Raw genomic sequence first — 20,359 nt, forward strand, 5'->3', positions numbered from 1 at the left:
CGGCTCCTAAGCCCGCAGATACGCCAGCACGGCCAGCACCCGGCGGTGGGTCGCGGCCGCCGGCGGCAGGTCCAGTTTGGTGAGGATGCCGGAGACGTGCTTGCCCACGGCCGCCTCGGAGACGACCAGTTCGCGGGCGATCGCGCTGTTGGACCTGCCCTCGGCGATCAGCGCCAGCACCTCCCGCTCGCGTGGGGTGAGCCGCTCCAGCGGGTCGCGTCGGCGGCGCAGCAACTGCCGTACGATCTCGGGGTCCACGACCGTACCGCCGGCCGCCACCTCGCCGAGCGCCTCGACGAACTCCTCGACCTGGCCGACGCGGTCCTTGAGCAGATAGCCGACGCCGGTGCCGTCACCGGAGTCCAGCAGTTCGGCGGCGTACCGGCGCTGCACGTACTGGCTGAGGACCAGCACCGGCAGCGTGGACCGCTCCCGGCGCAGCGCTACGGCCGCGTGCAGGCCCTCGTCCTGGAAGCCGGGCGGCATCCGCACGTCCGTCACGACCACGTCCGGGTCGTGCTCCCCGACGGCCGCGACCAGTGCCACGGCGTCCCCCACGGCCGCGACGACCTCGTGCCCGCAGCGCCCGAGCAGTCCGACGAGCCCGTCCCGCAGCAGCACGCTGTCCTCCGCCAGGACGACCCGCAGCGGCCGCTCAACTCGCAGGGTCACAAGGGATCTCCACACGCAGCAGGGTCGGTCCGCCGGGCGGACTGGACAGGGAGAGTCTGCCATCGAGCACCGACACCCGGTCGGCGAGCCCGGTCAGCCCGCTGCCCTCCCCGGCCCGCGCACCACCGCGCCCGTCGTCGCGTATCCGCAGGAGCAGCCGCCCGTCGCGGTGCCCGCCGCTCACCTCGGCCCTGCTCGCCCCGCTGTGCCTTCCCACGTTGGCCAGTGCCTCGCACACCACGAAGTACGCGGCGGCCTCGACCGCCGGGGAGAGCCGCCCGGGCAGCTCCAGGTCGACGTCCACGGGCACGGCCGAACGGTCGGCGGCGTCGGCGACGGCCGCTTCGAGACCGTAGTCGGCGAGGACCTTGGGGTGGATGCCGTGGATGAGCTCGCGCAGTTCCGCGAGGGCCGTGCCCGCCTCCTGGTGCGCCTTGGCGAGCTGGTCGGCGAGCGGGCCGGGCGGGGCGTCGAGGCGCGCCAGCCCGAGCGTCATCGTCAGGGCGACGAGCCGCTGCTGCGCCCCGTCGTGCAGATCGCGTTCGATCCGCCGCCGCTCCGCCTCGAAGGCGTCCACCAACCGCACTCGCGACCGGGCCAGTTCGACCACCCGGGCCCCCAGGTCGGCCTCCCGCGGCGCGACCAGCAGCCTGGCCAGCCCGGCCCTGGCCCCGGCGACCACACCCACCAGCCAGGCGCCCAGGGCGAGCAGGACCAGGCCGAGCACGGCGCACCCGGCGGCAGCCGGCCAGGTGCTGACCAGCCACACCTTGAGCACCTTCGCCTCGCCGGAGACGGCCATGAGCAACGGAGTCGCCACCACGGTGAGCGGCCCCAGCAGGAAGACGGCGAACGCGACGGCGTCGACCGGCCACAACAGGCCCGCGAACAGCAGGGCGTGGCCCAGCTCCCGCCAGGTGGTCCGCTCCCGCAACCGTGTGGACAGCCAGGCCCGCAGCCCCGGCTCCCCGGGCGCCTCGTGCGGGTCGGACGCCGGCTCCGCGTCGACCAGCCGCAGCCGGAACCGCTCGAGAGCCGCCACCGGAAGGCCCGCCAGGGCCGTACCCAGCAGCACAGGCAGGCCCACCAGCGCGAGCGCGAGCACCCCGCCGGTCACCACCAGGAGCACCATCCCCACGAGCACGACGGCACCGGTGACCGCGCCGGTGAGCAGGTAACCGGCCGACCGCCACGGCCACGCCGACAGCAGATAGCCGGGGCGGGACATGGCCTGCCACACGTTCCGAGGGTGCATGGGGATCACCGTAGAAGCCGCTCGGGGCCCAGGCCATGGGCTCAGACGGAGGCCCGGGGGTATGCCTGGCCCTACCCCAGGTCTAGGCCCCGCCGCACTGCGCCGGCCCGCCCCGCCCGGTTTCGTTGGAAGCGACACCGACACCAGGGGGAACCCATGACACACGACGCCGTCCGGCTGGACTCGGTCACCAGGGCATACGGGCACGTGACCGCACTCGACACGGTCTCACTCGCGTTCCCGGCCGGGACCTTCACCGCCGTCATGGGCCCCTCCGGCTCCGGCAAGTCGACCCTGCTCCAGTGCGCGGCCGGACTGGACCGGCCCACGTCCGGGTCGGTCACCGTCGGCGGCACCGAACTGACCGGGCTCGGTGAGCGGCGGCTGACCCTGCTGCGGCGCGAGCGCGTCGGGTTCGTCTTCCAGGCGTTCAACCTGCTGCCCTCACTGACCGCCGAGCAGAACGTGGCCCTGCCCCTGCGCCTGGCCGGCCGCCGCGTCCCGGCAGACCGGGTGCGCCAGGCGCTCCGGCAGGTCGGGCTCGCCGACCGGGCCCGGCACCGGCCGGCCCAAATGTCCGGCGGCCAGCAGCAACGCGTCGCCCTGGCCCGCGCGTTGATCACCCGGCCCGACGTGCTGTTCGGTGACGAACCGACCGGCGCCCTGGACACCCGGACCGGCCGCGAGGTGCTCGGGCTGCTGCGCGGCATGGTCGACCGTGAGGGCCAGACGGTCGTCATGGTCACCCACGACCCGGTGGCCGCCGCGCACGCCGACCGGGTGGTCTTCCTCGTCGACGGCCGCGTGAGCGGGGAGCTGACCGGCGCCGGCGCCGACACCATCGCCACCCGCATGACCCGCCTGGAGGCCGTGCCGTGCTGAGCGTCACCCTGCGCACCCTGCGCACCCGCTGGGCCACCTTCACCGGCAGCTTCGTCGCGCTGTCGCTGGGCGTGGCGCTGCTCACCGTGATGGGCCTGGCCCTGGCGTCGACTGCCACCGCCCCGCAGCGCGGCCCCGAGCGCTTCGCCGCCGCCCCGGTCGTGGTCAAGGGGCAGGACACCCTGCGCGTACCGACCCCGGCCGGCACCCGCGCGTCCCGGCTCGCGCACCCGCGCCCCGTACCGGCCACGACCGCCGCACGGTTGCGGAAGCTGGGCCCGGTCGTCGAGGACCGCTCGTTCCCCGTCCGGGCGAAGAGCGGCCCCGCCGGCCTGGTGGGCCACCCTTGGTCCACCGCCGCGTTCGCCCCCTACGGCCTCGCCACCGGCCGGGCACCCCGCGCGGCCGGCGAGGTCGTCGTCACCGGCGACTGGGCCCGCCCGGGCCAACGGCTGCACACCGACCGGGGCACCGTCCGCGTCGTCGGCACCCTGACCTCGCGCGGCTTCGAGCACGCCGTGTTCTTCACGGACACCCGGGCCGCCCAACTGGATCGGAAGATCGTCCAGTTGGTCGTGCGGGCCGACCCGGCGTCCGTACGGGAGGCGGTGGGCGACAGCGCCCAGGTCCTCACCGGCGACGCGCGCCGCCTCGCCGACGCCGACCCCGGCCGCGACCGTGAGGCGCTCACCGCGATGAACGCCCTGTTCGGCACCGCCGGCGGCGTCACCGCCTTCGTGTCGGTCTTCGTCGTGGCGTCGACCTTCGCCTTCGCGGTCGCCCAGCGCCGCAGGGAGTTCGCCCTGCTGCGCACCGCCGGGGCGACCCCGGCCCAGATCCGCCGGACCGTCCTCGCCGAGGCCCTCGCCGTCGGCACCCTCGCCTCCGCGGCCGGCTGCGCGCTCGGTTCCCACGGGGCACCACTGCTGGCGGCCCGGGTGGTCGACGAGGGCCTCGCCCCCGCCTGGTTCACCCTCGGCGAGCACACCTGGCCCTACCACGCGGCCTTCTGGACGGGCCTGCTCGTCGCCCTGTGCGGAGCGACCGCGGCGTCCTGGCGGGCCGGCCGCACCGCCCCCACCGAGGCCCTGCGCGAGGCAGCCGCGGACAGCGGGCCTGTGACCCGAGGGCGTCTGCTATGCGGCACGGCCCTCCTGCTCACGGCCGCCGCGACCCTGGCCCTCTCCCTCACCGGCGACCCGTCCGACCTGCTCCACCGCAAGACGTACATCATCCGCCCGATGCTGCTGATCACCGCGGCCGCCCTGCTCGCCCCCCTCGTGCTGCGCCCCCTGATCCGCCTGCTGACCTGCCTGCCCTCGGCCGTGGGCATGCTGGCCCGCGAGAACACGGCCACCGCGGTACGCCGCACCGCCGCACTGGCGGCCCCCGTCCTCGTCACGGTCGCCCTCGCCGGTTCACTCCTCGGTGCGACCGCCACCCTGAACCACGCGAAGAGCACCGAGACGAGCGACCGCACCACCGCCGCCTTCGTCATCACCCCGGCAGCCGGAACGGGCTTCGACGCCGCCGTCCTGCGCAGGCTGGACTCGGTCCCGGGCACCCGGATCTCCCCGACGTCCTCGACGGCCGTGCACGTCCTGGAGGACGGCGTGGCCCTGATCCGCTCCGAGGCCCGCGCCGCGCCCCCCGGCGACCTGGCGGCCACCACCCGCCTGCCGCTCACCGCGGGCCGGCTGGGCGACCTCGACGACGACTCGGTCGTCGTCAACGAGGAGTGGCAGCGGCACCGGGTGGGCGACCGGGTCCGCGTATGGCTCGGCGACGGGACACCCCGCAGCCTGCGCATCGCCGCGGTCATGCCCACCGGCACCGGCGGCAACGGCGTCTACGTCACCCCGCGCAACGCCCCGGGCGCCCCGGTCGACCGCGTGGACGTGGCACTTGAGGACGGCACGTCCGCCGGCACGGTGGCGCCCGCCCTGCGCGAGGCGCTCGGCGCGGGCGGCGGCCAGGTCCTCACCCGGGACGCGTGGCTGCGGGCCACCCACCCCGAAACCAACCGCACCACCCGCCTCGGGCTGCTCCTGGTCCTCGGCATCGCCCTGCTCTACACCGGCATCTCCGTGGCCAACACCACAGTCATGGCGGCCTCCGACCGGGTCCGCGACCTGGCCGTGCTGCGGCTGGCCGGTGCCACCCGGGGGCAGGTGCTGCGGCTGACCGCCGCCGAGGCCCTGACGGCCGTCGCGGCCGGCGCGCTCCTCGGGCTGCTGGTCACCGGAGTCAACCTGGCCGGCATGTGGGGCGCCCTCGCCCTGCTGTCGGTGCGGCCCGCCGTCACTCTCCCGTGGCAGGCCCTCAGCGCGACGGCCACCGTCTGCGCGCTCCTGGCCGTGTCCTGCGCGACGGCTCCCGCAGCCCTCACCCTGCGCCGCCGACCGGTGGACCTGGCCGCGGTACACGAGTGAGAGACGACCCGCTCGTGCGGAAACGCTTCGCCGGGCCTGAGAGCTTCCTCACACGAGGCAGACCCGGCCAGGCCGGAGACAACCATCACATCCGCAGACACGAAGAACGGGCGGCATCTGATCGATGCCGCCCGTTCCGACGGTGCGCGAGGGGGGAGTTGAACCCCCACGCCCTTGCGGGCACTGGAACCTGAATCCAGCGCGTCTGCCTATTCCGCCACCCGCGCATTGGGTGTGTCCTGGGCGCTATCCCCGTGGGGGTCGGCGCCTTCCGACACCCAGAACATTAGCACGCTGGAAGGGGTGGGTTCACATCCCTTATCCCCGCAGGCAGGCCCCCCGACGAACCTTCGATGCCCCTGCCACGTATCAACCCGTACCGGTTCACGTATCAACCTCGTACCGGTACCCGCCGTCTCCGCAGGAGGGGGTCGGGGTCCACAGTCAGGTGCGGGACACTGGTCTTCGGCCGCCTCTACGATCCTTGCCAGACATACCCGAGGCGGTTACGCGCAGCAGTACCACCGGAGGAGTTCGAAGAGGAGCTCCACAGGGAACTTCGTCATGCGTCGACACCCGTCGGCAGTGCTGACAGGGGGAACCAGCCGATCGAGCGGCGCGTGGATACGATCAGTAAGCAGTACCAGGCAAGCGGCCCGCAGGGCAGTACACAGGACGGCAGCGACGGAGGAGGTGCCCCATGGGAGTCCTGAAGAAGTTCGAGCAGCGTCTCGAAGGTCTGGTCAACGGCACCTTCGCCAAGGTGTTCAAGTCCGAGGTCCAGCCCGTGGAGATCGCGGGAGCTCTCCAGCGCGAGTGCGACAACAACGCCACCATCTGGAACCGCGACCGGACGGTCGTGCCCAACGACTTCATCGTCGAGCTCAGCACGCCGGACTTCGAGCGGCTCAGCCCCTACTCCGGCCAGCTCGGCGACGAGCTCGCCGGCATGGTGCGCGACTACGCCAAGCAGCAGCGCTACACCTTCATGGGCCCGATCAAGGTGCACCTGGAGAAGGCGGACGACCTCGACACCGGCCTGTACCGGGTACGCAGCCGTACGCTCGCCTCCTCCAGCAGCCACCAGCCCGGCCCGGCAGGCGGCGGCGCCGGTCCCGCCGCACCGCAGGGCGGACGCCCCGGCGGCTACGGCCCCCCGTCGTCCGCCGCGCCCGCCGGCGCCCCGCCCATGCCGGCCGCGCCGCCGCCCGGCGGCCGCCCCGGCGGATACGGCTACCCGCCCGCCGCGAACGCCCAGCGGCCCCCGGCCGCCCCGGCCGCCGGCGGACGCACCCGCCACTGGATCGAGATCAACGGCACCCGCCACCAGATCTCCCGCGCGACGCTGGTGCTGGGCCGCAGCACCGACGCCGACGTGCGGATCGACGACCCCGGCGTCTCGCGCCGGCACTGCGAGATCCGGACCGGAACGCCCTCGACGATCCAGGATCTCGGATCCACCAACGGCATCGTGGTGGACGGGCAGCACACCACCCGCGCTACGCTCCGCGACGGCTCGCGGATCGTCGTGGGCAGCACCACCATCATTTACCGGCAAGCCGAAGGGTGAAGCGGGGGCAATGTCAGAGCTGACCCTCACGGTCATGCGGCTGGGTTTCCTGGCCGTACTGTGGCTGTTCGTGATCGTGGCCGTGCAGGTCATCCGCAGCGACCTGTTCGGTACGCGTGTCACCCAGCGCGGATCGCGCCGCGAGGCAGGCCGGCAGCAGCAGGCCGCCGCCCGCCAGGCGCCACCGCCGCAACGCCAGCAGTCCGCCGGCGGCCGACGCGGCCGTAACGCCCCCACCAAGCTCGTCGTGACCGAGGGCACCCTCACCGGCACCACGGTCGCCCTCCAGGGCCAGACCATCACCCTGGGCCGGGCGCACGACTCGACGATCGTGCTGGACGACGACTACGCCTCCAGCCGCCATGCCAGGATCTACCCGGACCGCGACGGCCAGTGGATCGTCGAGGACCTCGGCTCCACCAACGGCACGTACCTGGACCGGTCCCGGCTGACGACTCCCACACCGATTGCGCTGGGCGCGCCGATCCGCATCGGCAAGACCGTCATCGAGCTGCGGAAGTAGTGCTACATCATGGATAGGCGCGAGCGGAGCGAGCACGCAGTGGCGGGCCCCACCCCGGCCCCCCGCGCGCTCCCGACCGGAGGGTGGGCAGTGTGGCTCGACACGACCGGCTGTACCCGGAGCCGACAGGCGAGGTGCGCATGAGTCTGTCACTGCGCTTCGCGGCCGGATCGCACAAGGGCATGATCCGGGAGGGAAACGAGGACTCCGGGTACGCCGGCCCGCGCCTGCTCGCCATCGCCGACGGCATGGGCGGAGCGGCGGCCGGTGAGGTCGCCTCCTCCGAGGCCATCTCCACCATCGTCGCCCTAGACGACGACGTCCCCGGCTCCGACATCCTCACCTCGCTCGGCACGGCGGTACAGCGCGCCAACGACCAGCTGCGCTCGATGGTCGAGGACGACCCCCAGCTGGAAGGCATGGGGACCACCCTGACCGCCCTGCTGTGGACCGGCCAGCGCCTCGGCCTCGTACACGTCGGCGACTCGCGCGCCTACCTGCTCCGCGACGGCGTCCTCACACAGATCACCCAGGACCACACCTGGGTACAGCGCCTGGTCGACGAGGGCCGCATCACCGAGGAGGAGGCCACCACGCACCCGCAGCGCTCGCTGCTGATGCGCGCCCTCGGATCCGGCGACCACGTCGAGCCGGACCTGTCCATCCGCGAGGTCCGCGCCGGCGACCGCTACCTGATCTGCTCCGACGGCCTGTCCGGCGTGGTGTCCCACCAGACCCTGGAAGACACCCTCGCCAGCTACCAGGGCCCTCAGGAGACCGTCCAGAACCTGATCGAGCTGGCGCTGCGCGGCGGCGGCCCGGACAACATCACCGTCATCATCGCCGACGTCCTCGACCTCGACACCGGCGACACCCTCGCGGGGCAGCTGTCCGACACCCCCGTCGTGGTCGGCGCCGTCGCCGAGAACCAGCACCAGCTGCACGACAACGGCATCATGCAGACCCCCGCCGGCCGCGCCTCCGGGCTCGGCCGCCACGGCCACCGGCAGGGCGGCGGGGGCGGCGAATTCGGCCCGCCCGGCTCCGGCGACACCACCGGCTACATCCCGGCGGCCGGCTTCGACTACGGCGACGACGACTTCACCAAGCCCCGCAAGAAGGGCCGGTGGCTGAAGAGATCCCTCTACGGCGTCCTCGCGCTGGCCCTCGTCGGCGGCGGTCTGTACGGCGGATACCGCTGGACGCAGACCCAGTACTACGTCGGCGCCGAGGACGAGCACGTCGCGCTGTACCGCGGCATCAGCCAGGACCTCGCCTGGGTCTCGCTCTCCAAGGTCGAAAAGGACCACCCCGAGATCGAACTCAAGTACCTGCCGCCCTACCAGCAGAAGCTGGTCGAGGCGACCATCGCCGAGGGCGGACTGACGAACGCCCAGGCGAAGATCCAGGAACTGTCGGTGCAGGCCTCCGCGTGCAAGAAGGAGGCGCAGCGGCGCGAAGCCGAGAGCCAGAACAACTCCAAGACCGGCGAAGGCGAGGCCGGGGGCACCACGGGAACCACTCCCGCCTCCTTCACGTCCAAGGCCACACCGACGCCGAACCCGTCCAGCCCGTCGGGTTCACCGTCGGCACCGGAGAAGTCCACGCCCCCGACCACGACCGCACCCACTCCCAGCCCCGGCCCCAGCCTCTCGGAGGAAGAGCAGAAGGTCGTCTCGCTGTGCGGTAAGCAGTAGCCGTGAGAGGCCCTGTCACACGATGAGCGGTACGAATACGTCGCACTCGCCGACGCACCACACGTCCACGATCGGCGCCATCGGCGCGCCGAGCCGGCGCAACACCGAGCTCGCGCTGCTGGTGTTCGCCGTAGTCATCCCGGTGTTCGCCTACGCCAACGTCGGCCTGGCGCTCAACGACTCGGTACCTCCGGGCCTGTTGAGCTACGGGCTCGGGCTCGGGCTGCTCGCGGGCGTCGGCCATCTCGTCGTCCGGAAGTTCGCCCCGTACGCCGACCCCCTGCTGCTGCCGCTGGCCACCCTGCTCAACGGGCTCGGCCTCGTCGTCATCTGGCGCCTGGACCAGTCCAAGCGACTGAGCAACTACGCCGAGGCCGCACCGCGTCAGCTGCTGTACTCGGCGATGGGCGTCGCCCTGCTGGCGGTCGTGCTGATCTTCCTCAAGGACCACCGCGTCCTGCAGCGCTACACCTACATCTCCATGGCGGGTGCGCTGTTCCTGCTGGTCCTGCCGCTCGTGCCCGGACTCGGCGCGAACATCTACGGCGCCAAGATCTGGATCAAGATCCCCGGCCTCGGCACGCTGCAGCCCGGTGAGTTCGCGAAGATCGCCCTCGCCGTCTTCTTCGCCGGCTACCTCATGGTCAAGAGAGACGCCCTGGCCCTGGCCAGCCGCCGCTTCATGGGCCTGTACCTGCCGCGCGGCCGCGACCTCGGTCCGATCCTCGTCGTCTGGGTCATCTCGATCCTCATCCTGGTCTTCGAGACCGACCTCGGTACGTCCCTGCTGTTCTTCGGGATGTTCGTCATCATGCTGTACGTCGCCACCGAGCGGACCAGCTGGATCGTCTTCGGTCTGCTGATGTCCGCGGTCGGCGCCGTCGGCGTGGCGAGCTTCGAGCCGCACATCCAGACGCGTGTGCAGGCCTGGCTCGACCCCATGCGCGAGTTCGAGCTCTCCCGCGCCGGCGTCCAGGACGGCATCGTCCACTCCGAGCAGGCCATGCAGGCCCTGTGGGCCTTCGGCTCCGGCGGCACCCTCGGCACCGGCCTCGGACAGGGCAACTCCGACCTCATCGGCTTCGCCGCCAACTCCGACTTCATCCTCGCCACCTTCGGCGAGGAGCTGGGCCTCGCCGGCGTCATGGCGATCCTGCTGCTCTACGGTCTGATCGTCGAGCGCGGCGTTCGCACCGCCCTCGCGGCCCGCGACCCGTTCGGCAAGCTGCTGGCCATCGGCCTGTCCGGCGCCTTCGCCCTCCAGGTCTTCGTCGTGGCCGGCGGTGTGATGGGCCTCATCCCGCTGACCGGTATGACGCTGCCGTTCGTGGCGTACGGCGGTTCCTCCGTGATCGCCAACTGGGCCCTGATCGGCATCCTCCTGAGAATCAGCGACACGGCCCGCCGCCCGGCCCCCGCGCCCGCCGCCAACCCCGACGCCGAGATGACCCAGGTGGTCCGCCCGTCATGAACAAGCCCCTGCGCCGAATCGCGATCTTCTGCGGCCTGCTCGTCATGGCACTCCTGATCCGCGACAACTGGATCCAGTACGTCCAGGCCGACGAACTCAGAACCGACAAGAACAACCGCCGCGTCATCATCGAGCGCTACGCCTCCCCGCGCGGCGACATCATCGTCGACGGAAAGCCGATCACCGGTTCCGCCGAGACGCCCGGCAGCGACTTCAAGTTCAAGCGCACCTACAAGGACGGCGCCATGTGGGCGCCGGTCACCGGCTACGCCTCGCAGGCCTTCGGCGCCACCCAGCTGGAGAACCTCGAGGACGGCATCCTCACCGGGAACGACGACCGGCTGTTCTTCCGCAACACCCTCGACATGCTCACGGGCAAGAAGCAGCAGGGCGGCAACGTCGTCACGACCCTGAACGCCGCCGCGCAGAAGGCCGCCTACAACGGCCTGAAGAGGCAGGGCGGCAAGGGCGCCGTCGCCGCGATCGAACCGTCGACCGGCAAGATCCTGGCGCTCGCCTCCTACCCGTCGTACGACCCCTCGTCCTTCGCGGGCAACTCCACGACGACGGACACCAAGGCCTGGCAGAAGCTGCTGAAGAAGAACAACCCGGACGACCCGACGCTGAACCGTGCCCTGCGCGAGACCTACCCGCCGGGCTCCACCTTCAAGGTCGTCACCGCGGCCGCCGCCCTCGAGGACGGCCTGTACCCGGACCCGGACGAGAAGACCGACTCGCCCGACCCGTGGATCATGAAGGGCACCAACACCAAGCTGCCGAACGAGGGCAACATCCCCTGCAAGAACGCGACGCTGCGGGTGGCTCTCCAGTACTCCTGCAACACCGTCTTCGGCAAGATCGGCTCCGACCTCGGCAACGACAAGATGCTGGACATGGCCAAGAAGTTCGGCTTCACCGAGGAACAGTTCACGCCCGTCCGCTCCACCGCCTCGGTCTTCTCCGACGACATGAACCCCTCGCAGACGGCGCTGTCGTCCATCGGCCAGTTCAACACCGCGGCCACCCCGCTGCAGATGGCCATGGTCGCCTCGGCCGTCGCCAACGACGGCAAGCTGATGAAGCCGTACATGGTCGACGAGCTCCAGTCGCCCGGCGTCGACCCGATCGAGAAGACCGACCCCGAAGAGCTGAGCCAGCCGCTGTCGGCGGAGAACGCCCAGATCCTCCAGTCGATGATGGAGACGGTCGTCGACAAGGGAACGGGCTCGAACGCCAAGATCGACGGCGTCAAGGTGGGTGGCAAGACCGGTACCGCCCAGCACGGCGTCGACAACAGCGAGAACCCCTACGCGTGGTTCATCTCCTACGCCAAGGGCGAGGACGGCAGCGCGCCGGTCGCCGTGGCGGTCGTCGTCGAGGACGACGACGCCGTCCGTGACGACATCTCCGGCGGCGGCCTCGCGGCACCGATCGCGAGGAACGTGATGGAGGCGGTCATCAACAGCAAGAAGTGACTCCGCTCACGCCTGCTTCACATCGGTGCACGTTGCGATACCGGTCCTGTATCGGCTGACGGGCTTGGCCAGGTCACACAAAGCGAGCCGGGTACGGTAGGCCCGGACGGCAGCCTCCGACCGTACAAACATGCCGGTCGGGACCGACGGAGAGGGCTGGTAGGTAGCTATGGAAGAGCCGCGTCGCCTCGGCGGCCGGTACGAACTGGGCCAGGTGCTCGGGCGTGGTGGCATGGCGGAGGTCTACCTCGCGCATGACACCCGCCTCGGCCGCACCGTGGCGGTGAAGACGCTGCGCGCGGATCTCGCGCGTGACCCTTCCTTCCAGGCCCGGTTCCGCCGGGAGGCCCAGTCGGCCGCCTCGCTCAACCATCCCGCGATCGTCGCGGTCTACGACACGGGCGAGGACTACATCGACAACGTGTCGATCCCGTACATCGTCATGGAGTACGTGGACGGCTCGACACTGCGTGAGCTGCTGCACTCCGGCCGCAAGCTGCTGCCGGAACGGTCCATGGAGATGACCATCGGCATCCTCCAGGCCCTGGAGTACTCCCACCGCGCAGGCATCGTCCACCGCGACATCAAGCCGGCGAACGTCATGCTGACCCGCAACGGCCAGGTCAAGGTCATGGACTTCGGCATCGCCCGCGCCATGGGCGACTCCGGCATGACGATGACGCAGACCTCCGCGGTCATCGGCACCGCCCAGTACCTCTCTCCGGAGCAGGCGAAGGGCGAGCAGGTCGACGCCCGGTCGGACCTGTACTCCACCGGCTGTCTGCTCTACGAGCTGCTGACCGTCCGCCCGCCCTTCGTCGGCGACTCCCCGGTGGCCGTGGCCTACCAGCACGTCCGCGAGGAACCGCAGTCGCCGAGCGTCTTCGACCCCGAGATCACGCCCGAGATGGACGCGATCGTGCTGAAGGCGCTCGTCAAGGACCCGGACTACCGCTACCAGTCGGCCGACGAGATGCGTGCCGACATCGAGGCCTGCCTCGACGGCCAGCCGGTCGCCGCCACCGCCGCGATGGGTGCCGTGGGTTACGGCGGCTACCCCGACGACCAGCCGACGACGGCCCTGCGCGCGGACTCCGGCGCGGGCGCCACGTCCATGCTGCCCCCCATGAACCCGGACGACGGCGGCTACGGCTACGACGACCGCCCCGACCGGCGCCGCGGCCAGCAGCGCAAGTCCAACACCTCCACCATCCTGCTGGTGGTGGCCGGCATCCTCGTCCTGGTCGGGGCGATCCTGATCGGCCGGTGGGCGTTCAGCGGCGACGGCGGAGCGAACAACGACACGCTCGCGGCCCCCAACTTCGTCGGCGAGACGCTGGCCAACGCCAAGCAACTGGCGAAGAACGGCGATCTCAAGCTGAGCACCACCAACAAGCCCTGTGACAACCAGACCAAGGGCAACGTCTGCACCCAGGACCCGAAGGCCGGAGTGACGGTCACCAAGGGCGACACCATCTCCCTGGTCGTGTCCACGGGGGCGCCGAAGGAGACGGTGCCGGACGTCACGGGCCTGACCTACGACAAGGCCGCGGCCCAACTCGACAGCAAGGGCTTCAAGGTCGAGCAGAAGACCGAGGAGTCCGACCGCACCCCCGGCGTGGTCATCGACCAGGACCCGAAGGGCGACACGGAGCAGGAGAAGGGCTCCACGATCACCCTGACCGTCGCCAAGGAGGCGGAGAAGTCGACCGTCCCGGACGTGCTCGGCCAGAGCTGTGACGCGGCCAAGCAGCAGATGCAGGCCAGCAACCTGGTCGGCAACTGCACCGAGGTGGAGACCGACGACGACAACCAGGTCGGCAAGGTCATCCAGACCACACCGCAGGCCGGCACGTCGGTCGACCCGAACTCGTCGGTGAACATCCAGATCGGCAAGAAGAAGCAGCAGCAGAAGGTCAAGGTCCCGCAGGTCGTCGGCCAGACGGTCGGCCAGGCCAAGCAGATCCTCGCGCAGCAGGGCTTCACCAGCATCCAGTTCGCGGGCGGCAGCGACCAGAGCGACAACGCCCTCGTCGCCGGCCAGAACCCGGGCCCCGGCCAGGAGGTCGACGACCCCGCGGGCACGACGATCACTCTCCAGACCGTCGGCATCGGGAACAACAACGGCGGCGGAAACAACGGCGGCGGCGGAAACGGCGGCATCTTCGGCGGCCTCAACGGCAGCAACGAGGACGACTGACCCCGCCCCGACCCCAACCATCACGCCACAGCGCCCCCGGCCCCACACAGAGGCCGGGGGCTCTGCCGTACCGGCTGCCGGCCGGCGAAGAACTGAGGTCCTTCAAGAACCTCAGCGGCATCCAGTCCCGCACCCGCTCCCTCGCCCCTCCTCGACATGGAGTACCTGGCGCGCACACAGCCTGTGGACGACCGTCGTCCCCCCATGTTCACGCCCTGCTCGAAACGTCGGGCGAGCACGGCTGGAAGGCCCCGCGGGCCGGTGGCGGAATGGGGAGCCGGGGCGGTCCTGACCGTTCTGGGGTAGCGGCCCGGTCCCGGCAGAAGGCCCGAAGCCGCAAGAGATGGTTGCGGCTTCGGGCCTCCGTCATGCTGGCGACCGGTCTCCCATTCAGGGGGCGGTCAGCGCAGTTCCTCCGGCGGCGTACGGTCCTCGTCCACCTTCTCCGTCCGCTCCAGTTCCCCCCACACGACGTACCGGTACGTGCTCGTGTACAGCGGCGTGCAGGTCGTCAGCGTGATGTAGTGGCCGGGCTTCTTCCTGCCGGACTCCTTCGGGACCTGGGAGAGAACCTTGACGTTGTACTTCGAGGTCTCGGGAAGGATGTCGTAGACCTTGTAGACGAACCACTTGTCCTTCGTCTCGAAGACGATCGGGTCGCCCTTCTGGATCTTGTCGATGTTGTGGAACTTGGCGCCGTGGCCGTCCCGGTGGGCGGCGAGGGAGAAGTTGCCCTTCTTGCCCGACATCGGCAGGGTCGCCTTCACGGGATCGGTGTAGTAGCCGGCCACGCCGTCGTTGAGGATCTTGTTCGACGTGCCCTTCTCGATCAGAACCTCGCCCTTGCTCATCGCGGGCACGTGGAGGAAACCGATCCCGTTCTTGGTGTCCAGCGCCCCGGGGCCGCCCCGGCCGTGCGCCCAGTCCTCACGGACCTTGTCCGCCTGCTTGCCGGCCGCGCGATCGGCGACGACGTTCGTCCACCACAGCGAGTAGACGACGAACAGGCCGAGGACCAGGCCCGCGGTGATGAGGAGTTCCCCGAAGAAGCTCACCGCCATGGCGATCGGGCCCGGCCTGCGACGTGCCGCAGGCGGCCGGGACGCCGCGCCGGTGTGCTTCTCGTGGTCCGTGTCGGTGGTCGCTGCCACTGGTCATCTGCCCTTAACTGACGAGCGCATCCGGCTTGCCCTTGCTGCGCGGCCGTTCCTCGACCATCTTGCCCCAGACGATCATCCGGTACTTGCTGGTGAACTCCGGCGTGCACGTGGTCAGCGTGATGTAGCGGCCGGGCTCGGTGAATCCCGACCCCGGGGGGACCGGATTCAGGACGCTCGTGTTGCTGGGCGGCGTGACCGGCAGGATCGACGCCATCTTGTAGACGTAGTACTTGTCCTGCGTCTCCACGACGATCGGATCGCCCTTGGTGAGCCTGTTGATGTACCGGAACGGTTCTCCATGGGTGTTGCGGTGGCCCGCGAGCCCGAAGTTCCCGGTCTTGTCACCGGGCATCGCTGTCTTCAGCGCGCCCTCCGCGTAGTGGCCGACCATGCCCCGGTCGAGCACGCCCTTGCTGTTGGTGCCCTCGGCGATCGGCACCACCACGTCCAGCTTCGGGATGTGCAGGAGGGCGAATCCCTGCCCCGGCTCGAACGTCCCCGGGTTGCGCTTGCCGCTCGCCCAGTCGTTCTGGAGGCTGCTGGCCTCCTGGCCGGCCTGGGCATGCGCCCGGACGTTCGTCCACCACAGCTGGTACGTGACGAACAGCAGCATCAGCACGCCGGTGGTGATGAACACCTCACCTATGGCCCGGCTGGCGACGACCGCCGGGCCGGGCTTACGGGCCCGTGCCTGCCGCCGCGCCTCCACCCGCGACAGCGGCGCCCCGGACCGGCTCCCGGCGCCGGAGCCGGCGGGCGCCGCCGACGGGGTGTCCGCCGCGCCGCCATGACGCCCGTGACGGCGCTTGGCGGCCTTTCTGCGGGCCGCACGGCCACCCTCGGCGGATCCGCCCCGCCCTGCGGCGTGAGAAGCCGGAGAGCCCGCTGTGGAGCCGCCGGTCTGCGGGGGTGGATCCGGTAGCCGCAGCGCCACCGTCTCCTCGTCGACGGGCGGCAGAAAGGACTCGTCCCGGACGGGTTCGTACGACGCGTGCGGCTCGGGCTGCGGGGAGGCACCGTACGCCCCACCGCCCGACCACTCCTCGAACGCACCCGGCACCCCGTACGACTGCTGCCCGTACGAGGTGTCGGACTCGCGCTCGGGGCGCAGCGCGGTCACGCCGTGGCCCTGCCCACCACCGGGGCGAGCCCGGCCGACCTCGCCACCGCACCCTGGTCGCCGCACTCCGTCAGCCAGTTGGCCAGCATCCGGTGCCCGTGCTCGGTCAGCACCGACTCCGGGTGGAACTGCACGCCCTCGACCGGAAGTTCGCGGTGCCTGAGACCCATCACGATGCCGTCGTGCGTGCGGGCCGTGACCTCCAGCTCCGCCGGGACCGTGGCCGGCTCGGCGGCCAGCGAGTGGTAACGCGTCGCCGTGAAGGGGGAGGGCAGGCCCGCGAAGACGCCGCCGCCACTGTGCTCGACCAGGGAGGTCTTGCCGTGCAGCAGCTCGGGCGCCCGGTCCACCACGCCCCCGTACGCCACCTGCATCGACTGCATGCCCAGGCACACACCGAAGACCGGGACACCCGTGCCGGCGCAGTGCCGGACCATGTCGACACAGACGCCGGCCTGCTCCGGCGTGCCCGGACCCGGAGAGAGCAGGACCCCGTCGAAACCGTCCTGGGCATGCGCCGTCGACACCTCGTCGTTGCGCAGGACCTCGCACTCGGCGCCCAGCTGGTACAGGTACTGGACCAGGTTGAAGACGAAGCTGTCGTAGTTGTCGACGACGAGAATGCGCGCACTCACTGGTTGTCCACCGTCACATCGTTGAAGGGCAGCAGCGGTTCCGCCCACGGGAAGACGTACTGGAAGAGGACGTACACCACGGCCACGACCAGGACGAGTGAGATCACTGCCTTAGCCCACGTGTTCCCCGGCAGATGCCGCCAGATCCAGCCGTACATGCCGTCCCTTCCGTCGTACCACGGCACCAGACCCACGCCGTACAACCACCAGACTAGCGGCGCAGCGCCTCTGGTTTCCCGGCCTCCACGGGCTGGGTGGAGTCCAGGTGCGCCCAGACGATCAGCCGATGGCTGTGCCCCCATTCCGGTTCGCACGTGGTCAGCGTCAGATACCGTCCCGAACGCGTGTACCCGGATGTACGTGGGACAGGGTCGATCACCTCGATGTCCGAGGGCACTGTTTTGTACGGGCCTTTGTCGATCCGATACGTGAACCAGGTCGTGCCGTCGGTCAGCACCACGGCGTCACCACGCCTGAGCTCGGGAAAGTCCTTGAACGGGTCGCCGTAGGTGCGGCGGTGGCCGGCGACCGCGAAGTTCCCCCGCTGCCCGAGCTGGGCGGTCTCGGCGTAGTGGCCGAGGCCCTTCTTCAGCGTGCCGGTGGCGGTGCCTTCGAGCACGGGCTTGTTCCACGTGAAACCGAGCCGCGGAATGTACATGATCGCGAAAGGCTTGCCTCTGGCGTAGGGCGCGGGCTTCGCAGGGCCCACGGGAGAGCCACCGGCCGGCGGGCGGGGCTTCGACCACTCCTTCCGGAGCAGGTCGATCTGGTCGTCCATGACACCATCGGCCCGCACACCGGTCCAGAAGAGCACGTAGACGACGAACAGCACGATCACGCTGCCGGCCGTGATGCACAGTTCGCTGACGGTCCTGACGATCACGCGCACCGGCAGCTCCCCCGGTCCGGCTACTGCTCCACAGGCTTCGCGTAGTGCAGATCCACTGTGCCCGAGTAGCCGGGGAGAGTCACCGGGCCGTTCTCCTCGACTTTCCATCCGAGCCCGTAGACATTGACGTAGACCATGTAGTTCTGGATCGCCGGGGACGCCGCGAGCGCCTTCTGCAGCCTGCCCGGATCACCGACCGCCGTGATCTTGTACGGCGGCGAGTAGACACGGCCCTGAAGGATCAGGGTGTTGCCCACGCAGCGCACGGCACTGGTGGAGATCAGCCGCTGGTCCATGACCTTGATGCCCTTGGCCCCGCCCTGCCACAGCGCGTTCACCACGGCCTGGAGATCCTGCTGGTGGATCACCAGGTAGTCGGGCTGCGGCTCGGGGTAGCCGGGGAGCTTGGCGGTGGCGTCCGGCGGGGCGTCGTTGAGCGTGACCGTGAGCGAGTCACCCTTGAGCTTCTGCGTGCCGGCGCGCTTCTCCAGGGCCGCGAGTTTGTCGTCCTCCGCCTTGGTGCTGCCGTCGTCGCGCTCGGCGAGCGCCTCTATGTCCTTGCGCAGGGCCCCGTTGGTCTCGTCCAGCTCGCCGTTCTCCCGGCTGCGCTCGTGGATGAGGTCGGACAGCTTCAGCAGAGAGCTGTCCGTGCGAATGTTGGTGCCCTTGGCGGTGTCGAAGCTGGTGAAGAAGATGAGACCCGCCAGAGCGAACACGGCCGCCGTGAGGACGCGCACAGGCCGAAAACGCCGTGCGCGCTCAGGGGTGGATCCCGTCCCGGGGGAGTCGGCAGAATTGCTCAACGTACCCTTATCTCCTTCGGCGCGGCGGAAGCACTACGCTAACGGACGCCCGGGGGAGCAATCGGAGTCCCCTTACGCTGCCCCGAGACCGACCCAGATACCTGCGCGGCCACGCAGCGCATCGACAGGAGAGACCCTCGTGCCGAAGTCACGTATCCGCAAGAAGGCCGACTACACGCCGCCGCCTGCCAAGCAGACGACCGCCATCAAGCTGAGCAACCGTGCCTGGGTCGCGCCCGTCATGCTGGCCATGTTCCTCATCGGGCTGGCCTGGATCGTCGTCTTCTACGTCACCGACGGCACGCTGCCCATCGACTCGCTGGGCAACTGGAACATCGTGGTGGGCTTCGGCTTCATCGCCGCCGGATTCGGCGTCTCGACCCAGTGGAAGTAACGGTCACCGGAAGGTGAACGCAGCTCTGCCCAGGGCTGTTCGCTGAGTTATCCACAGCAGTTTTCCACATGGGGATAATGAAGACGATCTGTGGATAACCCACGGGACGTTGACGCCGGTATGACGGAAGTACCGGCACTCGAAAACATGTTCGCCCCCTGTCTGACCTGCGGCGACGCGGGCCGGTGACAGGGGGCACATGTGTTCCCGCACGGTATGCACAAGATCCGGCACCCGCTGTGGACAACGCCTGCTCAGGCGAGCTGCGCCGTCCTCAGTATGGTCATGAGCACGACCACTCCGAGGACCAGGGCGCAGGTGCCGTACTGGACCAGTGCCCGGCGCTCGCGCGGGGCGTGGACCATGGCGTACCCGACGACGACACCGGCGACCAGGCCGCCGATGTGGGCCTGCCAGGAGATGTTGAACCCCGGGCTGAAGGTGAAAATCAGGTTGATCACCAGCAGCGCGATGATCGGCCGCATGTCGTAGTTGAGCCGGCGCATCAGCACGGCCGTCGCGCCGAACAGCCCGAAGATCGCGCCGGAGGCGCCCAGGGTGGCCGTGTTCGCGGAAGCCAGCAGGTAGGCCAGGGCGCTGCCCGCGAGTCCGGAGATGAAGTAGAGCGCGAGATAGCGGACGCGGCCGAGTGCGGCTTCGAGCGGGCCGCCGAGCCACCACAGGCTGAGCATGTTGAACGCGATGTGCCAGATCTCCTGGTGGGTGAACATCGACGTCACCATGCGGTACCACTCGCCCCCCGCCACGCCCTGGGTCGGCGTGAAGGGCGCCGGCGGCCAGGCGCCGAGCAGCACGATGTCGTTCAGCAGCGACTCGTGCACCTGGACGGCGATGAACACGGCCAGGTTGATCCCGATGAGGATCTTGGTCAGCAGCCGGGGGTCGGCGGTGATGGAACCGCCCGCGATCGTCCGGGGCATGGCGGCCGTGGGCGGGTGGCCCGTGCCGGAGCCGGTACGGACGCACTCGGGGCACTGGAAGCCGACGGAAGCGTTGACCATGCACTCGGGGCAGATGGGGCGCTCGCAGCGCGTGCAGCGGATGCCCGTCTCGCGGTCCGGGTGGCGGTAGCACATGGGGACGCTGTGGGCGTCCTGCGGGCTGCCCGCAGCCTGGTCGTCCATGGTCTCCCCTTGGTCGTGTGAGAAAAGCCCGCCCCG

Annotated in this window: 18 protein-coding genes and 1 tRNA gene; 9 read left to right on the plus strand and 10 right to left on the minus strand. The window is 70.3% G+C overall.

The window, feature by feature from the left end:
* Positions 1-6 precede the first annotated feature (6 nt).
* Together IO24_RS0120165 and IO24_RS0120170 are read right to left on the minus strand one after the other, a co-directional pair.
* On the minus strand, positions 7-666 hold the full coding sequence (locus tag IO24_RS0120165; RefSeq protein WP_031137551.1) for a response regulator: 660 nt from the start codon (positions 664-666) through the stop codon (positions 7-9).
* Positions 656-1,927 (minus strand): sensor histidine kinase, encoded by a 1,272-nt coding sequence (locus IO24_RS0120170; protein ID WP_031137553.1) that lies wholly within the window; start codon positions 1,925-1,927, stop codon positions 656-658. Before IO24_RS0120170 ends, IO24_RS0120165 begins: the two co-directional genes overlap by 11 nt.
* Before the next feature lie 156 nt (positions 1,928-2,083).
* Here IO24_RS0120170 and IO24_RS0120175 point away from each other — a divergent pair, with 156 nt between their 5' ends.
* Together IO24_RS0120175 and IO24_RS0120180 are read left to right on the plus strand one after the other, a co-directional pair.
* Positions 2,084-2,809 (plus strand): ABC transporter ATP-binding protein, encoded by a 726-nt coding sequence (locus IO24_RS0120175; RefSeq protein ID WP_031137555.1) that lies wholly within the window; start codon positions 2,084-2,086, stop codon positions 2,807-2,809.
* The gene (locus IO24_RS0120180) at positions 2,803-5,241 is read left to right on the plus strand and encodes an ABC transporter permease (protein ID WP_031137557.1); all 2,439 of its coding nucleotides are present in this window, start codon (positions 2,803-2,805) and stop codon (positions 5,239-5,241) included. Before IO24_RS0120175 ends, IO24_RS0120180 begins: the two co-directional genes overlap by 7 nt.
* Positions 5,242-5,384: 143 nt before the next feature.
* Here the strand turns inward: IO24_RS0120180 and IO24_RS0120185 are convergent.
* Positions 5,385-5,468 (minus strand) — tRNA-Leu (locus IO24_RS0120185).
* 473 nt (positions 5,469-5,941) lie between these two features.
* Here IO24_RS0120185 and IO24_RS0120190 point away from each other — a divergent pair.
* From IO24_RS0120190 to pknB, 6 genes are all read left to right on the plus strand, one after another.
* Positions 5,942-6,811, plus strand: coding sequence for an FhaA domain-containing protein (locus IO24_RS0120190; RefSeq protein ID WP_031137559.1), 870 nt, complete (start codon positions 5,942-5,944; stop codon positions 6,809-6,811).
* Positions 6,812-6,821: 10 nt separating this feature from the next.
* Positions 6,822-7,334 carry an FHA domain-containing protein FhaB/FipA gene (locus tag IO24_RS0120195; protein ID WP_031137561.1) on the plus strand — a complete coding sequence of 171 codons (513 nt, stop codon included), beginning with the start codon at positions 6,822-6,824 and terminating at the stop codon, positions 7,332-7,334.
* 140 nt (positions 7,335-7,474) lie between these two features.
* On the plus strand, positions 7,475-9,031 hold the full coding sequence (locus IO24_RS0120200) for a Stp1/IreP family PP2C-type Ser/Thr phosphatase (protein WP_037668080.1): 1,557 nt from the start codon (positions 7,475-7,477) through the stop codon (positions 9,029-9,031).
* 22 nt (positions 9,032-9,053) lie between these two features.
* Positions 9,054-10,502 carry an FtsW/RodA/SpoVE family cell cycle protein gene (locus IO24_RS0120205; RefSeq protein ID WP_031137563.1) on the plus strand — a complete coding sequence of 483 codons (1,449 nt, stop codon included), beginning with the start codon at positions 9,054-9,056 and terminating at the stop codon, positions 10,500-10,502.
* Positions 10,499-11,977, plus strand: coding sequence for a peptidoglycan D,D-transpeptidase FtsI family protein (locus tag IO24_RS0120210; RefSeq protein ID WP_031137565.1), 1,479 nt, complete (start codon positions 10,499-10,501; stop codon positions 11,975-11,977). The genes IO24_RS0120205 and IO24_RS0120210 overlap by 4 nt, the downstream gene beginning before the upstream one ends.
* Positions 11,978-12,146: 169 nt before the next feature.
* Positions 12,147-14,177, plus strand: coding sequence for a Stk1 family PASTA domain-containing Ser/Thr kinase (pknB, locus tag IO24_RS0120215; protein ID WP_031137567.1), 2,031 nt, complete (start codon positions 12,147-12,149; stop codon positions 14,175-14,177).
* A 401-nt stretch (positions 14,178-14,578) separates the two neighbouring features.
* Here the strand turns inward: pknB and IO24_RS0120220 are convergent, their stop codons facing one another.
* Genes IO24_RS0120220 through IO24_RS0120245 form a run of 6 tightly spaced genes read right to left on the minus strand, consistent with a single transcriptional unit; the run spans position 14,579 to position 18,784 of the window.
* Positions 14,579-15,328, minus strand: a complete 750-nt coding sequence (locus tag IO24_RS0120220; RefSeq protein ID WP_031137568.1) for a class E sortase — start codon at positions 15,326-15,328, stop codon at positions 14,579-14,581.
* 13 nt (positions 15,329-15,341) lie between these two features.
* Positions 15,342-16,457: a class E sortase gene (locus IO24_RS0120225; RefSeq protein WP_031137569.1), complete on the minus strand. Its 1,116-nt coding sequence runs from the start codon at positions 16,455-16,457 to the stop codon at positions 15,342-15,344.
* A complete protein-coding gene (locus tag IO24_RS0120230) occupies positions 16,454-17,092 on the minus strand; it encodes an aminodeoxychorismate/anthranilate synthase component II (protein ID WP_031137570.1) in 639 nt (212 codons plus the stop codon). Before IO24_RS0120230 ends, IO24_RS0120225 begins: the two co-directional genes overlap by 4 nt.
* A complete protein-coding gene (locus tag IO24_RS0120235; RefSeq protein ID WP_037668147.1) occupies positions 17,089-17,286 on the minus strand; it encodes a hypothetical protein in 198 nt (65 codons plus the stop codon). Before IO24_RS0120235 ends, IO24_RS0120230 begins: the two co-directional genes overlap by 4 nt.
* 17 nt (positions 17,287-17,303) lie before the next feature.
* Positions 17,304-17,981 (minus strand): class E sortase, encoded by a 678-nt coding sequence (locus IO24_RS0120240; RefSeq protein WP_031137571.1) that lies wholly within the window; start codon positions 17,979-17,981, stop codon positions 17,304-17,306.
* A 20-nt stretch (positions 17,982-18,001) separates the two neighbouring features.
* Entirely contained in the window at positions 18,002-18,784 is a 783-nt protein-coding gene (locus IO24_RS0120245) for a DUF881 domain-containing protein (RefSeq protein ID WP_031137572.1), read from the minus strand.
* 139 nt (positions 18,785-18,923) lie between these two features.
* Between IO24_RS0120245 and crgA the strand changes: the two genes are divergently transcribed.
* A complete protein-coding gene (gene crgA / locus IO24_RS0120250; protein WP_031137573.1) occupies positions 18,924-19,178 on the plus strand; it encodes a cell division protein CrgA in 255 nt (84 codons plus the stop codon).
* A 254-nt stretch (positions 19,179-19,432) separates the two neighbouring features.
* Here the strand turns inward: crgA and IO24_RS0120255 are convergent, their stop codons facing one another.
* Entirely contained in the window at positions 19,433-20,323 is an 891-nt protein-coding gene (locus tag IO24_RS0120255) for a rhomboid family intramembrane serine protease (protein ID WP_031137574.1), read from the minus strand.
* Positions 20,324-20,359 lie beyond the last annotated feature (36 nt).

The sequence above is a fragment of the Streptomyces flavovariabilis genome (assembly GCF_000725785.1).
Taxonomy (GTDB): domain Bacteria; phylum Actinomycetota; class Actinomycetes; order Streptomycetales; family Streptomycetaceae; genus Streptomyces; species Streptomyces hawaiiensis.

Bases quoted from the DNA above. Each gene is read 5' to 3' on its own strand.
- IO24_RS0120255 (WP_031137574.1), bottom strand. From the start codon at position 20,323: ATGGACGACCAGGCTGCGGGCAGCCCGCAGGACGCCCACAGCGTCCCC.
- IO24_RS0120210 (WP_031137565.1), top strand. From the start codon at position 10,499: ATGAACAAGCCCCTGCGCCGAATCGCGATCTTCTGCGGCCTGCTCGTC.
- IO24_RS0120170 (WP_031137553.1), bottom strand. From the start codon at position 1,927: ATGCACCCTCGGAACGTGTGGCAGGCCATGTCCCGCCCCGGCTATCTG.
- IO24_RS0120195 (WP_031137561.1), top strand. From the start codon at position 6,822: ATGTCAGAGCTGACCCTCACGGTCATGCGGCTGGGTTTCCTGGCCGTA.
- pknB (WP_031137567.1), top strand. From the start codon at position 12,147: ATGGAAGAGCCGCGTCGCCTCGGCGGCCGGTACGAACTGGGCCAGGTG.
- IO24_RS0120200 (WP_037668080.1), top strand. From the start codon at position 7,475: ATGAGTCTGTCACTGCGCTTCGCGGCCGGATCGCACAAGGGCATGATC.
- IO24_RS0120205 (WP_031137563.1), top strand. From the start codon at position 9,054: ATGAGCGGTACGAATACGTCGCACTCGCCGACGCACCACACGTCCACG.
- IO24_RS0120190 (WP_031137559.1), top strand. From the start codon at position 5,942: ATGGGAGTCCTGAAGAAGTTCGAGCAGCGTCTCGAAGGTCTGGTCAAC.
- IO24_RS0120175 (WP_031137555.1), top strand. From the start codon at position 2,084: ATGACACACGACGCCGTCCGGCTGGACTCGGTCACCAGGGCATACGGG.